Source organism: Bordetella flabilis (assembly GCF_001676725.1).
Lineage (GTDB): Bacteria > Pseudomonadota > Gammaproteobacteria > Burkholderiales > Burkholderiaceae_B > Bordetella_C > Bordetella_C flabilis.
On record NZ_CP016172.1, the window covers coordinates 4723653 to 4736932 of the forward strand.

Genomic DNA, 13280 nt, shown 5'->3' on the forward strand with positions numbered 1-13280 from the left:
GTAAAATCCCGCCATTCTTCCGGATCGCGCATGGACGCCGCCACTGTTCAACTGAACGACATCGCGCTTTTTGTCGAGGTCGCCCGCCGCAAGAGTTTCAGCGTGGCCGCGCGCGCGCTGAGTATCCCGACGTCCACCTTATCGCGCCGCATCAGCGAACTGGAGCGCGCGGTGGGAATGCGGCTATTGAACCGCAACACCCGCCGCCTGGACCTGACCGAAGCGGGATCCCAGTACTTCGAGCGCTGCCAGGGCCTGGTCGACGAGGCGCGCTTTGCCCACGAGCAACTGTTTTCGCTGTCGGCGCGGCCACAGGGACGGTTGATGATCAGCCTGCCCACCAGCCTGGCGACGCTGCTGCTGCCGGAATCCCTGCAGGCCTTCACCGACGAATATCCGGAAATCGAATGCGAGCTGGACTTGAGCCTGCGCTCCGCCGACCCGCACGCCGCCCCCTTCGACGTCATGCTGCGCCTGGGCGAGCCGACCATGACGGACGGCATGGAAGTGCGCCAGCTGCTCATGCTGACGCGGCACCTTTATGCGTCGCAGGAATACCTGGACAAGCACGGCGAGCCCGTCATCCCCATGGACCTGGGCAAGCATGAATGCCTGCGCGGGTTTTCCGACGAGGTCGGATCCACCTGGGAGCTGAGCCGCGATGGCGAGGTGCAGCGCATCACCGTGAGCGGCCGCATCGTCGCCAACAACATGGGCCTGTTGAGCGATTTCGCCAGCATGGGACTGGGCATCGCGCCCCTGCCCGTGTACGCCGCGACACGCGGCCGGATCTCGCGCGATCATCGACTGCAACGGGTCTTGCCGGAATGGTCCGCCGCGCCGCTGCCCGTCTACGCCATTTTTCCATCCCGCATCCTGCCGGCCAAGACGCGCGCCTTCATGGACTTCATCGTTCCCAAGCTGGCGCCGGCGAACGGCGATGAATAACGCCGGCGTGGGTCGTACCAAAAACAAAACCGCCGGCGAGCGGCGGTCTGGTCGCGGCTGATCCCCAGCGGGATCGGCGCGCGTATGGCACGCGGGGTTGGCCCGATGCGTCGGGGCCTTGCCCGATCAGGCGATCAGGCGCGCTTGATCTTTTCCAGCATCTTGAACACGCCCTTCGGCGATTTCACGAAGAGGCGCTTGAAAGCCTTGCCCAGGCAACGGCGTTCCAGGGTGTTGCGACGCACGCGTTTGCGTTCAGCCATGATGGATCTCCAGTCGAGGTTGCACGCGGCGGATACCCCGGTCGCGGCGAATAAGGAAAACCCGGCATTCTACCCCGTTTCAGGGATTCCCGCCGGCGTCAAGGAAAGCCGCCACCTCGCCCGCGGTAGGCAGCGGCTGCACCGCGCCGAAACCCCGTGTGGACAACGCAGCCGCCGCGTTGGCATGGACGACGGCGCGCCGCCATTCATCCCCCCGCGCGCGGCGCGCCAGCAGATTGCCGGCGAAGCAGTCCCCGGCGCCGGTCGCGTCCACGGCATCGACTCTCAGGCCGGGCACCATGTGGCGGTCCTGGCCGTCGTCCAGGATGGCCCCCTCGCGGCCCAGCTTGAGCACCACGACGCCGGTCGCGCCGGCGTCGCGTATCCAGTCCAGGGTGGCGACCGGGTCGGTATGCCCGGTCAGGTGCTGCATATCGTCCATGCTGGGCAGGAAGACGTCGCTCAGCCGCATGGCTTCGCACAGGATGGCGCGCGCGCGGTCAACCGGCCATAGGCGCAGCCGCAGATTCGAATCCAGGCAGACGTGGGTACCGGCCGCGCGCGCGCGGCCGATCGCCGCGAACACGGTGTCGCACGCGCTGGCGCTGATGGCCAGGCTGATGCCCGACACATGGAGGAACACCGCTCGCTCCACCAGCCCATGGCGCAGGTCGTCCGGCTGCATACGGCTGGCCGCGGAATCGCGCCGCATATAGCTGAACACATGCCCCTGGGGGCCGTGCTGCACGAAATAGAGGCCGGTATGCGCCTGGGCATCGACGACCACGCCGGCCGTGTCGACGTTTTCGGTGCGCCACAGCTGCAGCAGTTGTTCACCGAAGGCATCCGCGCCCACGCGGGTCAGGTAGGCGCAGCGCGCGCCCTGGCGGGCCGCCGCGATGACGGCGTTGGACGTATCGCCCCCATACCCCTGGAGGTACTCCGGCTGGCCCGCCCGCGTCTGGTTGAACTCCATCATGGGTTCGCCCAGCGCGACGATATCGTAGTCACGCATGGGCGGCCTCGCGGGTGCGGATGATCTGCGCCACCAGGGCCGCCGTGTCGCGCGCCGCGAAGGCGTCCTTGTCGTATAGATTGCTGCCGATGCCGACGATCGCCGCACCGGCCTTGAAATAGTCGCCCATGTTCTTCTCCGTGACGCCGCCGGTGGGGCAGAACGCGGTATCCGGGAAGACCGACTTCAGCGCGGCCAGATGGCGCGGCCCACCCGTCTCGGCGGGAAAGATCTTGACCATGTCCGCGCCGGCGCGACGCGCCTGGATCACTTCGGAGGGGGTAAAGGCGCCGGGCAGGCACAGGGCCGACGCGGCATGCGCCAGCGGCACCATTTCCGGCACCAGGCCCGGGGACACCAGGAAGTCCACGCCGGCCCGCAGCGCATCGTGCGCCTGCGCTTCGGTCAGTACCGTGCCCAGGCCCAGCAACAGCGCGTCGCCGTGCTTGTCGCGCAGGGCCTTGACCAGGTCCAGCACGCCGGGAATGGTCCACGTCAGCTCCAGCGTCGTGCAGCCGGCGGCGACGGCAACCTCGGCGGCGTAGGCCGCCGTGGCGGCGTCGCCATAACGCAGCACCGGAATGACGCGGGCGGCCATCAAAGTCTGGCGCTTGGCGGCGCGGGCGTCCTGCGGGGCGGTTGTCGTATTCATGTGTCCTCTCGGAAAAAAGCGCCGCCGGCGGACGCCGGCCAGGCGCTGAATTTGGCGTGGGCGGCATCGCGCAGCCGCATCAGCGGGGCGATATAGCGCGATGGCGGCGTACCGTTCTGGCGGAACTGCAGCGTGCTGACGCTGACGCAGGCCAGCGGCCGATCGCGCTGCCCGACGATCGCCACTCCATAGCAGACAATGCCGCGCTCGTTCTCTTCGTCATCGACGGCGTAGCCACGTTGGCGGATGCGCGCCATGTCGGCGTGCAAGGCGGCCGGCTGCGTGATGGTGTTCGGCATGCGGCCCACCAGCGCCAGCGACTCGACGGCGGCGGCCGCCTCGGCGGCCGGCAGGGCCGCCAGGTAGGCCTTTCCGGCCGCCGTGCAATGCAGCGCGAGCCGGCCCCCCACGCGCGACGCCATGCGCACGGGGCCCTGGCCTTCCAGCTTGTCGATGTAGATCATTTCATGGCCCGCAGGAACCGCCAGGTGCACGGTTTCGCCGGTCTCCTCACGCAGCGCCAGCAGGTCGTCCGCCAGCGCGGCGCGCAGGTCCAGCTGCGACCACGCCCGGTTCGCCAGCAGCAGCAGGCGCGGCCCGAGGCCGTAGCGCGTGCCGGCGCCGGACGCCGTCGTTTCGACGATCAGACCCTGTTGCAGCAGGGCGGCGACGATGCGATAGACCGTGGCGCGGGGGTAGCCGCTGGCGCGCACCAGCTGCGGCATGCCGGGCGGCGCCGGCGCATCCGCCACCGCCTGCAGCACGGTCATGAACTTCGAGAATGCGGCCGTCCCCGCCACCTGGGTCAAACTGTCCATAAAGCTGTTCTGCAAGGAAGCGGTTCCCGAAGGACGCTGGCCACGAAGGTTCCGGTCCGGCGACAGCGCGACACGGGGACGGCTGCCCATATTGTGGACGGCTTTCCACAATATAGGCGGATTATCCCACAGCTTGCGTATCCCTACCCGGCGCGCGGGCTCGCCCGGCACGGATCATGGGTCAGGCTACGATTACGGCATGACATCCGAAATCCGCATTGTTGGCGCTCGCCAGAACAACCTTAAAAACCTGGACGTATCCTTCGCCACCGGCGAACTGGTCGTCGTCACCGGCGTCTCGGGCTCGGGCAAAAGTTCCCTGGCTTTCGACACCTTGTATGCAGAGGGACAACGGCGCTACGTCGAGACCTTCTCGCCCTACGCGCGCCAGTTCCTGGACCGCATGGACAAGCCGCAGGTCGACCGCATCGAAGGCATCCTGCCCGCGATCGCGATCGACCAGACCAATCCGGTGCGCAGCTCGCGCAGCACCGTCGGCACCATGACCGAACTGAACGATCACCTCAAGCTGCTGTTCGCGCGCGGCGCGCGGCTGTATTGCCGCGGCTGCGGGCTGCCCGTGCGGCGGGACACGGCCGAATCGGTTTACCGTTCGCTATCCACGCGCGCCGTCGAAGCGGGCGACCGCCGCCTGGTGGTGACGTTCCCGATCAAGGTTCCGGCGAACTTCAGCGAAGAGGAAGTGCGCGGTTTCCTGGAGCAGCAAGGCTATACGCGCGTGCACGGCGAGGCCGCCCCGGCCGATAGCGCCGGCGCGCGGGCCGATGCGGGCGGGCAGGCGGACAAGCCTCACAAGGCAGGCAAGGCCGCCAGGACCATCGCCCCGCACGGCTCCGAAGCGCTGCGCGTGCTCCATGTGGTGCAGGACCGCTTTCGCTTTTCCACCGTGGAGCGCGACCGCGCGATGGAAGCGCTGGATACGGCGTTGCGCATGGGCGCGGGACACCTGTCCGTGCACGTACTGGACGACGACGGCAACGATGCGGTGGTCTGGAAATACAGCGACCGGCTGCATTGCGCCGACTGCGACATCGAGTACACCGATCCGTTGCCCAGCTCCTTCTCCTTCAATTCGCCGCTGGGCGCCTGCGAGGCCTGCCGCGGCTTCGGCCGCGTGATCGGCATCGACTTCGGCCTGGTGGTGCCGGACGAGAACAAGACCCTGCTGGAAGGCGCCATCAAGCCATGGCAGACCGCCAGCTACAAGGAATGCCAGGACGACCTGCAGAAGTACGCCCCGAAGGCGGGCGTGCCCTTGTCCGTCCCCTGGAAGAGCCTTACGCCGGCGCAACGCGACTGGGTGCTGCATGGCGATCCGGACTTCAAGGGCGGCAGCCAGGCCTGGAAAACCCAGTGGTATGGCGTACAGCGCTTTTTCGCCTGGCTGGAGACCAAGTCGTACAAGATGCATGTGCGCGTGCTGTTGTCCAAGTACCGCAGCTACACGCCCTGCCCCACCTGCCACGGCTCGCGCCTGAAGCCCGATGCCTTGCTGTGGCGCACCGGCACACGCGAGGAAGCCGATGCGGTCCTGCCGCCGGACGACGGCCGCTACAAGCGCTTCAAGCCCGTGCACGCGAACTGGTCGGACGAGCTGCTGAACCTGCTCGACGGCCTGTCGATCCATGACCTGATGCTGCTGCCTATCGAGCGGGTGCGCGGCTTCTTCGACCGCCTGACCTTCGCCGGCGTACTCGATGCGGCTACCGACCTGTTGCTGACGGAAGTGCGGGCGCGCTTGAAATTCCTGTGCGACGTCGGCCTGGGCTACCTGACCCTGGACCGCCAGAGCCGCACGCTCTCGGGCGGCGAAGTACAGCGCATCAACCTGACCACGGCACTCGGCACTTCCCTGGTCAACACGCTGTTCGTGCTGGACGAGCCCTCCATCGGCCTGCATCCGCGCGACATGCATCGCGTGGTCGAAGTCATGCATCGCCTGCGCGATGCGGGCAACACGCTGGTAGTGGTGGAACACGATCCACAGGTCATGGTGGCCGCCGACCGCATCATCGACGTCGGTCCCGGACCGGGCGAGCGGGGCGGCCGCATCGTGTTCGACGGCACACCGGCGCAACTGCGCCAGGCACGAACCCTGACAGGCGATTACCTGGGCGGCCGCATGCGCGTCGAGGCCCCGCGCCCCATGCCGGTCGCGCCCAACACGCCGCGGCTGCTGCTGGAAGGCGTGAACGCGCACAACCTGAAGCACGTCTCCGTGGAGATTCCGCTGGGACGCCTGGTCTGCGTGACCGGCGTGTCCGGCTCGGGCAAGTCGACGCTGGTGCAGGATGTGCTCTACCCGGCGCTGCTCAAGCTCAAGGGCAAGCCGTCCGAAGCGCCCGGCGCGCACGCGCGCCTGCTGGGCGCCGAGCAGATCACCGATGTCGTCATGGTCGACCAGGCGCAGATCGGCAAGACGGCGCGCTCGAACCCGGCCAGCTACGTGGGCGCCTTCGACGCCATCCGCAAGCTGTTCGCACAGGCGCCGCTGGCGAAGGAACGCGCCTACACCGCGGGCATGTTCAGTTTCAACAGCGGCGAAGGCCGCTGCCCCACCTGCGGCGGCACGGGCTTCGAGCACGTGGAAATGCAGTTCCTGTCGGACGTCTACCTGCGCTGTCCCGATTGCGACGGCAAACGATTCCGGCCCGAAGTGCTGCAGGTACGCGTCGAACACCTGGGCAACAGTGCATCCATCGACCAGGTGCTGGACATGACCGTCAGCGAGGCGCTGGCCTTCTTCAAGGGTTTGCGCGACGTGCAGACCGGCCTGGCGCCGCTGGCCGATGTGGGCCTGGAATACGTGCGGCTGGGCCAACCGGTACCCACGCTGTCCGGCGGCGAAGCGCAGCGCCTGAAACTGGCCGGCCACCTGGCCGAGGCCGCCCGCAGCGGCATATCGTCGGCCAAGGTAGCCAAGAAAGGCAGCCTGTTCCTGTTCGACGAGCCCACCACCGGGCTGCATTTCGACGACGTCGCCCGCCTGATGCGGGCGTTCCGCCAGTTGCTCGGCGCCGGGCACACGCTGCTGGTGATCGAACACAACCTGGACGTGATCCGCGCCGCCGACTGGCTGATCGACCTGGGCCCGGAAGGCGGCGACGCCGGCGGCCTGCTGGTGGGTGTCGGCACGCCGCGCGATCTCATGGAGAACCCGGCGTCGCACACCGGCGCGGCCCTGCGCGACTACGAAACAGCCATCGTGCCGGACGCCCCGGCCGCCGAGGACGGAAGCACGGTGGCCGAGCCTGCGGTGCGCTACGCCAACGGAGACGGCGATGCCGGCACCCCGCTGCAGACGGCGGTGCGGCGGCGCGCGGCCCAAGCCATCGAGATCCGCAACGCCCGCGAACACAACCTGAAGAACATCAGCGTGGAGATCCCGCGCGACAAGTTCACGGTGATCACGGGCGTATCGGGGTCGGGCAAATCGACGCTGGCCTTCGACATCCTCTTCAACGAAGGGCAGCGGCGCTATCTGGAATCGCTGAACGCCTATGCGCGCGCCATCGTCCAGCCCGCCGGCAAGCCCGATGTGGACGCCATCTTCGGCATTCCACCGACGGTGGCCATCGCCCAGCGCACCAGCCGCGGCGGCCTGAAGTCCACCGTCGCCACCATGACGGAGATCCACCATTTCCTGCGCCTGCTGTATGTAAAGCTGGGTGTGCAGTACTCGCCCGACTACAACGTGCCGGTGGAACCGCAGACCCCGGACCAGATCGTCGCGCGCATCATGCGCGACCGCGCGGGCCAGCACATCGGCGTGCTGGCGCCGCTGGTCACGGCGCGCAAGGGTTTCTACACCGACCTGGCCAAATGGGCCGGTGGCAAGGGCCATACGCACCTCCGGGTGGACGGCGTCTTCACGCCCGTCAGCCCGTGGCCTCGCCTGGACCGCTACAAGGAACACACCATCGAGCTGCCGGTGGCCGACGTGGTCGTGGACGCCGCCAACGAAGCCGCCCTGCGCGATGCGGTGCGGCGGGCCCTGGATTACGGCCAGGGCGCATTGAGCGTGATCTGGCCCTTGGACACGCTGCGCGACAACGCGGCGGCGCCCCTGGAGCAGTTGCACTTCTCCACCAAGCGCACCTGCCCGATCAGCGGCGTCAGCTTTCCCGAACTCGACCCGCGCATGTTCTCGTACAACTCCAAGCATGGCTGGTGCCCCACCTGCTACGGCGCGGGCGTCGTGATGCCGGATTTCGACGAAGAGCAAAGCGGCGAGGAGGCCGCCTGGGCCGACAGCAATATGGGCGAAGCCAAGGTCTGCCCGACTTGCCATGGCCAGCGCCTGAACCGTGTCGCGCTGGCCGTGCGCTGGCGCGACCGCTCCATCGCGCAGCTGGCCGGCATGTCGGTCAGCGAAGCGCATACCTTCTTCGAAGGCCTGGTGGTGCGCGGCCGCGAGGCGGAAATCTCCCGCGACATCCTGCAGGAGATCCGCAGCCGGCTGAATTTCATGAAAGAGGTGGGACTGGACTATCTGGCGCTGGACCGCGCCGCGCCGACGCTGTCGGGCGGCGAGGCGCAGCGTATCCGCCTGGCCGCACAGCTCGGCTCGAATATGCAGGGCGTGTGCTACGTGCTGGACGAACCGACCATCGGGCTGCATCCGCGCGACAACCGCATCCTGCTCGATGCGCTGAGCCGCCTGGAGGGCAATGGCAATACCCTGGTGGTGGTGGAGCACGACGACGACACCATACGCCGCGCCGCGCACATCATCGACATCGGTCCCGGGGCCGGCGTGCGCGGCGGCCGCGTGGTCGCGCAAGGCACGGCGCAGGACCTGATCGACGCGCCGGAATCGGTCACGGGCCGCTACCTGGCCCAGCCGCTGCGCCATCCCCTGCAGGGCCGCCGCGCCGTGGACAAGAACACCGCGTTCATCGAAATCCGCAATGCCCACCTGCACAACCTGCACAACGTGACGGCGCGCCTGCCCATCGGCCGGCTCAGCGTCGTGACCGGCGTATCGGGCTCCGGCAAGTCGACGCTGGCGCGCGAGGTGCTGCTGGACAACCTGCTGCATGCCGTATCGCAGGGCAAGGCGCCGACGTGGAAGGGCTGCACCGGCATCACGGGCTGGGAGGCCCTGGACCGCGTGCTGGAGGTCGACCAGACGCCGATCGGTAAAACGCCGCGTTCCTGCCCCAGCACCTATATCGGATTCTGGGACGAAGTGCGCAAGCAGTTCGCCGACACGCGCGAAGCGCGCATGCGTGGCTGGACGCCGGCGCGCTTCTCCTTCAATACCGGCGACGGCCGCTGCCCCATCTGCGAGGGCCAGGGCATGCGCACCATCGAAATGAACTTCCTGCCCGACGTGAAGGTTCCCTGCGACGCCTGCAACGGCGCGCGCTTCAATGCGGACACCTTGTCCGTGCAACTGCGGGGCAAGCATGCGGGCGCGGTGCTGTCCATGGAAGTGGACGACGCCCTGGCCTATTTCGAGGCGCATCCCAAGGTGCGCCGGCCGCTGCAATTGATGCAGGACGTCGGGCTGGGCTACCTGACGCTGGGCCAGCCTTCGCCCACCTTGTCGGGCGGCGAGGCCCAGCGCATCAAGCTGGTGACCGAGCTGTCGAAGGCCCGCCTGACCGAAGGGGTGATCACGACGGGCCGCGCCTCGCGCGTGCCGCACACCTTGTACGTGCTGGACGAACCGACCGTGGGCCTGTCCATGGCTGACGTGGAGAAACTCATACACGTGCTGCACCGGCTGGTGGAAGCGGGCAATACCGTGGTGGTGATCGAGCACAACCTGGATGTCATCGCCGAAGCCGACTGGCTGCTGGACCTGGGGCCCGAAGGCGGTACCGGCGGCGGCCGGCTGGTCGCGCAAGGCTCGCCGGAACACGTGATGGGGCTGCGCGAACGCTCGCACACGGGCCGCGTGCTGTCCGAATTCCTGGCGCAAGCCTAGGGCCGGGGACGGGGGGTCCGCATGTTCTGTCGCTTCGAGGACCGCCTGGCCGGGCAGGCCCTGCAACTGGAGGGCGCCCGTGACCGCATCGAGGCGCGCAGCGCCGCCGGGCTGTCGCCGGCCCTGGACGCCATCGAAACGGCGCGCCGCCAGGGGTGCTGGGTCGCCCTGATGGTGGACTTCGAAGTGGGTGAATGGCTGCAGCCGACATCCATGCACGAAGCGGAGGGCGAAGCGGCGCGTCCGGCGCCGCGCTTGCGGGCGCTGGTCTTCGACACGATGCGCGAAGACCGGCCATGGACCGCGCCCGCCGTGGCCGCCGGCGGCATCCTCGATGTCACGCCCCGGATGGCGCAGGCTGACTATGTGCCGCGCATCCAGGCCATACGCGCCGGCATCGAGCGGGGCGCCTTCTACCAGGTCAACTACACCATGCCCCTGGACCTGCGCGTGGCCGGCGACCTGCGCGCGCTGTATGCGCGTATCGCGCAGCGCAATCCGGTGGCGCATGGGGCCTACATCGAGGACGACGGCGAGACCATCCTGTCGTTTTCGCCGGAGCTGTTCGTCGCCCGGCACGGCGCAACACTGACGACGCGGCCGATGAAGGGCACCGCCCCGCGCGATACCGACCCGGCACGCGACGAGGCGTTGGGCCGGGAACTCCAGGCCAGCATCAAGAACCGCGCCGAAAACCTGATGATCGTGGACCTGCTGCGTAACGACCTGGGCCGCATCGCGCGCACGGGCAGCGTACAAGTGCAGGCGCTGTTCACCCTGGAGCGCTACCCCACGGTATGGACGCTGACGTCCACAGTGACGGCGCAGGCGCCGGACGCCACCCTGGGAGACGTGCTGCGCGCGCTGTTTCCTTGCGGCTCGGTCACCGGCGCGCCCAAACTGGCCGCGTTGTCGCATATCCGCCGCACCGAAATCGCGCCGCGCGGCCTGTATTGCGGCAGCATAGGCTGGCTGGCGCCCAACGGCGACTTTTCGTTGAATGTGGCGATCCGCACGCTGGTGGTGGACGAGGCGGGACATGGCGTCTATGGTGTGGGCGGAGGCATCGTCCACGATTCGGATCCGCATTCCGAATGGCAGGAATGCCTGTGGAAAGCCCGCATCCTCGAGCCGGAGCGCAACCGCCCGTGAAACCTGAGATCCATGAAGCCTGAAAGTCCCGACCTTATCGAAACCATGCGGGTGGACGTCGACGGCCGTGTACCGCTGCTGGACCGCCATCTGGACCGGCTGCGGGCTTCCTGCCGGGCGCTGGCCTATCCCTGGGATGAAACGGCCATCCGCGGCCAGGTGCTGACGGAAGCCGGGACGGCCGACGGACCTGGCCCGCACCGCCTGCGGCTGCTGCTGCACCCCGACGGCGGCTGCACCGTGCGGACGGCGCCGCTGCCGGACCTGCCGATGCCGCAGGGGGTATGCCTCTGGTCGTCCCGGCTGGCGTCCACCGAACCGATGCTGCGCCACAAAACCACGCATCGACCCTGGTATGACGGCATTACGGAATGGCTGGCCGGACATCCCGATATCTTCGACGCCCTGTTCTGCAACGAACGCGGCGAACTATGCGAGGGCAGCCGCACGAATGTCTATCTTTTGATGGGCGGCGTGTGGTTCACCCCGCCGGTGGCCTGCGGCTGCCTGCCCGGGGTACAGCGGGCGGCCCTGCTGGACGCCGGCAAGGCGCAGGAACGGATCCTTTACGAAGACGACGTGCAGCGCGCCAGCCGCATCCGTCTTTCCAATGCGCTGCGCGGATGGATGGACGTCGAGTTGAGACTGGGCGCCAAGGCGCGCCGGCCGGGGTCGCCCTAGACAGTTGATCCCCTGCCGCTGCATCGCCGGGCTGCCAGCCGTCCCGGCCGCCTGATGCCGTCAGGCCTTGCCTGCGTATCGGCCGGGCCCTAGGGGGCGGCGCGTTCCACCAGGATGCCGCGCAAGGCAATGTCCGCGGCGGCCATCCCCATGGTGGCGGTAATGGTGACCGACGAGCCATAGCCGGCGCACGACAAGCCCTGCGGGGCCAGCGTCCCGGCCATGGCGCCCACGTCGTCTTCGCCTTCGCGCGCCGCCGTCCAGGCGGCCGGCAGTATGGCCGGCTGGTCGAACCACAGCGCGCTGACACGCATCTTCGGCATGCGGGCCGGCGCCTTGCCGGCCTTGGGTGCCGCCTTCGGATAGCCATGATGGCGACGCAGGGTGTTGCGCAGCTTGGCCAGTAGCGCGTCATTGCAGGCCTGGGACAGGTCGCCCGTGCGCAAGGACAGCGGATCGGTCTTGCCGCCGGCGCCCCCGCATACCAGCAACGGCCATCCGCGTTCGCGGGCGTGCAGGATCATGGCGATCTTGGCGGAAGCCTGGTCCGTGCAATCGACCACGGCGTCATAAGGCCCATCCAGCAGGCGCGCCACGTTGTCCGGCGCGACGAAATCGTCCACGCTTGTGACGCGGCAATCCGGATTGATACCGGCGACGCGGGCCGCCATCGCCTCCACCTTGGCCTGGCCCAGCGTGGCGGAAAGCGCGTGGATCTGGCGATTGACGTTGGACTCGGCGATATGGTCGAGGTCGACCAGGGTCAAGGCGCCGACGCCGCAGCGCGCCAAGGCTTCAGCGGTCCAGGAACCCACGCCGCCCAGGCCGACCACGGCGACGTGCGCATCGCGCAGGCGCGCCGGCGCGCCGGGGCCATACAGGCGCGCCAGCCCGCCGAAACGGCGCTCGGCATCGATATCGCAGGCAGGAAGGTCATGGGGGTGCGTCATGGCGGGCACCATTTTCGCACGCGGCGGCCCGCGGCGCGGTCAGGGCCATGGCCGCGTGCGGCGATGCAAGCGCACACGGTGTCTATCCGATGCCGATGCGGTGCGGCTGCTGTGTCAATGCAGTGGCAACCGCAGTGCTCACCGCTGGCCGCAGCGCCGCCGTTGCAGCTTCAATGCAGTTCGAGCTTGTACCCGACGCCGTAGATCGAGCGGATCAGGTCGTGGCCGGGCAGGACCGCCTCGAACTTGCGCCGCAGGTTCTTGATATGGCTGTCCACCGTGCGGTCGGTGACGACGCGATGGTCGGCATAAAGGTAGTTCAGCAAGGCGTCGCGCGACAGGATTTTGCCCTCGGCGGCGGCCAGCGCCTGGAGCAGGCGGAATTCCACGGGTGTCAGCGACAAGGGACGGCCATCGAGCGTGGCCATGTGGTGCTCCGGGCGGATGTCCAGCAGCGAAGGCTGCGGCGTCCCTTGGGCGGCGTTGCGGGCACGCCGCAGGATGGCCTTGACCCGCGCCACGACTTCACGCGGGCTGAACGGCTTGCAGATATAGTCGTCCGCGCCCATCTCCAGGCCGATCAGGCGGTCGATCTCCTCTACCCGCGCGGTGACCATGATGACCGGCACATCGCTGAAGGTGCGCAGTTCGCGGCAGATCTCCAGGCCATCGCGTCCGGGCAGCATCAGGTCGAGCAGCACCAGCTCCGGCTTGTGGCGGCGGATCGCGGCCAGCGCCTCGCGCCCGTCGGATACCGATTCGGTTTCGTGCTGCGCCGCGCGCAGATAGTCCGTCAGCAGCGAGGACAGCTTGGGTTCGTCTTCTACGATAAGGATCATGGTGTG

10 protein-coding genes are annotated in these 13280 nt (G+C 68.2%); 4 read left to right on the forward strand and 6 right to left on the reverse strand.

The genetic code is table 11. From position 1 onward, the window contains the following. Nucleotides 1-30: 30 nt before the first annotated feature. Nucleotides 31-948, forward strand: a complete 918-nt coding sequence (locus BAU07_RS21060; RefSeq protein WP_066662051.1) for a LysR family transcriptional regulator — start codon at nt 31-33, stop codon at nt 946-948. 134 nt (nt 949-1082) lie between these two features. Here BAU07_RS21060 and BAU07_RS27680 read toward each other — a convergent pair whose 3' ends face one another. The 4 genes from BAU07_RS27680 to BAU07_RS21075 form a co-directional block, all read right to left on the reverse strand. After that, on the reverse strand, nt 1083-1211 hold the full coding sequence (locus tag BAU07_RS27680) for a hypothetical protein (protein WP_255592312.1): 129 nt from the start codon (nt 1209-1211) through the stop codon (nt 1083-1085). 79 nt (nt 1212-1290) lie between these two features. Then, on the reverse strand, nt 1291-2226 hold the full coding sequence (locus BAU07_RS21065; RefSeq protein ID WP_066662052.1) for a sugar kinase: 936 nt from the start codon (nt 2224-2226) through the stop codon (nt 1291-1293). Continuing rightward, complete coding sequence (locus BAU07_RS21070; RefSeq protein ID WP_066662053.1) at nt 2219-2878, reverse strand: bifunctional 4-hydroxy-2-oxoglutarate aldolase/2-dehydro-3-deoxy-phosphogluconate aldolase; 660 nt, start codon at nt 2876-2878, stop codon at nt 2219-2221. The genes BAU07_RS21065 and BAU07_RS21070 overlap by 8 nt, the downstream gene beginning before the upstream one ends. Then, nucleotides 2875-3696: an IclR family transcriptional regulator gene (locus BAU07_RS21075; protein WP_066665605.1), complete on the reverse strand. Its 822-nt coding sequence runs from the start codon at nt 3694-3696 to the stop codon at nt 2875-2877. The genes BAU07_RS21070 and BAU07_RS21075 overlap by 4 nt, the downstream gene beginning before the upstream one ends. 199 nt (nt 3697-3895) lie before the next feature. On the opposite strand from BAU07_RS21075, the gene uvrA reads away from it, so the two are divergent. The 3 genes from uvrA to BAU07_RS21090 are packed head-to-tail and all read left to right on the forward strand — an operon-like array spanning nt 3896 to nt 11485. After that, nucleotides 3896-9652, forward strand: a complete 5757-nt coding sequence (gene uvrA / locus BAU07_RS21080; protein WP_066662056.1) for an excinuclease ABC subunit UvrA — start codon at nt 3896-3898, stop codon at nt 9650-9652. A 21-nt stretch (nt 9653-9673) separates the two neighbouring features. Then, on the forward strand, nt 9674-10804 hold the full coding sequence (locus BAU07_RS21085) for an aminodeoxychorismate synthase component I (RefSeq protein ID WP_066662062.1): 1131 nt from the start codon (nt 9674-9676) through the stop codon (nt 10802-10804). A gap of 12 nt (nt 10805-10816) precedes the next feature. Then, nucleotides 10817-11485 carry an aminotransferase class IV family protein gene (locus BAU07_RS21090; RefSeq protein WP_066662064.1) on the forward strand — a complete coding sequence of 223 codons (669 nt, stop codon included), beginning with the start codon at nt 10817-10819 and terminating at the stop codon, nt 11483-11485. An 89-nt stretch (nt 11486-11574) separates the two neighbouring features. Here BAU07_RS21090 and BAU07_RS21095 read toward each other — a convergent pair whose 3' ends face one another. Together BAU07_RS21095 and BAU07_RS21100 are read right to left on the reverse strand one after the other, a co-directional pair. Continuing rightward, the gene (locus tag BAU07_RS21095) at nt 11575-12435 is read right to left on the reverse strand and encodes a tRNA threonylcarbamoyladenosine dehydratase (protein ID WP_198168830.1); all 861 of its coding nucleotides are present in this window, start codon (nt 12433-12435) and stop codon (nt 11575-11577) included. Nucleotides 12436-12605: 170 nt separating this feature from the next. Continuing rightward, nucleotides 12606-13274 (reverse strand): response regulator, encoded by a 669-nt coding sequence (locus BAU07_RS21100; RefSeq protein WP_066662068.1) that lies wholly within the window; start codon nt 13272-13274, stop codon nt 12606-12608. Nucleotides 13275-13280 lie beyond the last annotated feature (6 nt).

What these genes read in the sequence shown, in the direction of transcription:
- BAU07_RS21090 (WP_066662064.1), top strand. Translation starts at nt 10,817, where the DNA reads ATGAAGCCTGAAAGTCCCGACCTTATCGAAACCATGCGGGTGGACGTC.
- BAU07_RS27680 (WP_255592312.1), bottom strand. Translation starts at nt 1,211, where the DNA reads ATGGCTGAACGCAAACGCGTGCGTCGCAACACCCTGGAACGCCGTTGC.
- BAU07_RS21070 (WP_066662053.1), bottom strand. Translation starts at nt 2,878, where the DNA reads ATGAATACGACAACCGCCCCGCAGGACGCCCGCGCCGCCAAGCGCCAG.
- BAU07_RS21095 (WP_198168830.1), bottom strand. Translation starts at nt 12,435, where the DNA reads ATGACGCACCCCCATGACCTTCCTGCCTGCGATATCGATGCCGAGCGC.
- BAU07_RS21100 (WP_066662068.1), bottom strand. Translation starts at nt 13,274, where the DNA reads ATGATCCTTATCGTAGAAGACGAACCCAAGCTGTCCTCGCTGCTGACG.
- uvrA (WP_066662056.1), top strand. Translation starts at nt 3,896, where the DNA reads ATGACATCCGAAATCCGCATTGTTGGCGCTCGCCAGAACAACCTTAAA.
- BAU07_RS21085 (WP_066662062.1), top strand. Translation starts at nt 9,674, where the DNA reads ATGTTCTGTCGCTTCGAGGACCGCCTGGCCGGGCAGGCCCTGCAACTG.
- BAU07_RS21060 (WP_066662051.1), top strand. Translation starts at nt 31, where the DNA reads ATGGACGCCGCCACTGTTCAACTGAACGACATCGCGCTTTTTGTCGAG.
- BAU07_RS21065 (WP_066662052.1), bottom strand. Translation starts at nt 2,226, where the DNA reads ATGCGTGACTACGATATCGTCGCGCTGGGCGAACCCATGATGGAGTTC.
- BAU07_RS21075 (WP_066665605.1), bottom strand. Translation starts at nt 3,696, where the DNA reads ATGGACAGTTTGACCCAGGTGGCGGGGACGGCCGCATTCTCGAAGTTC.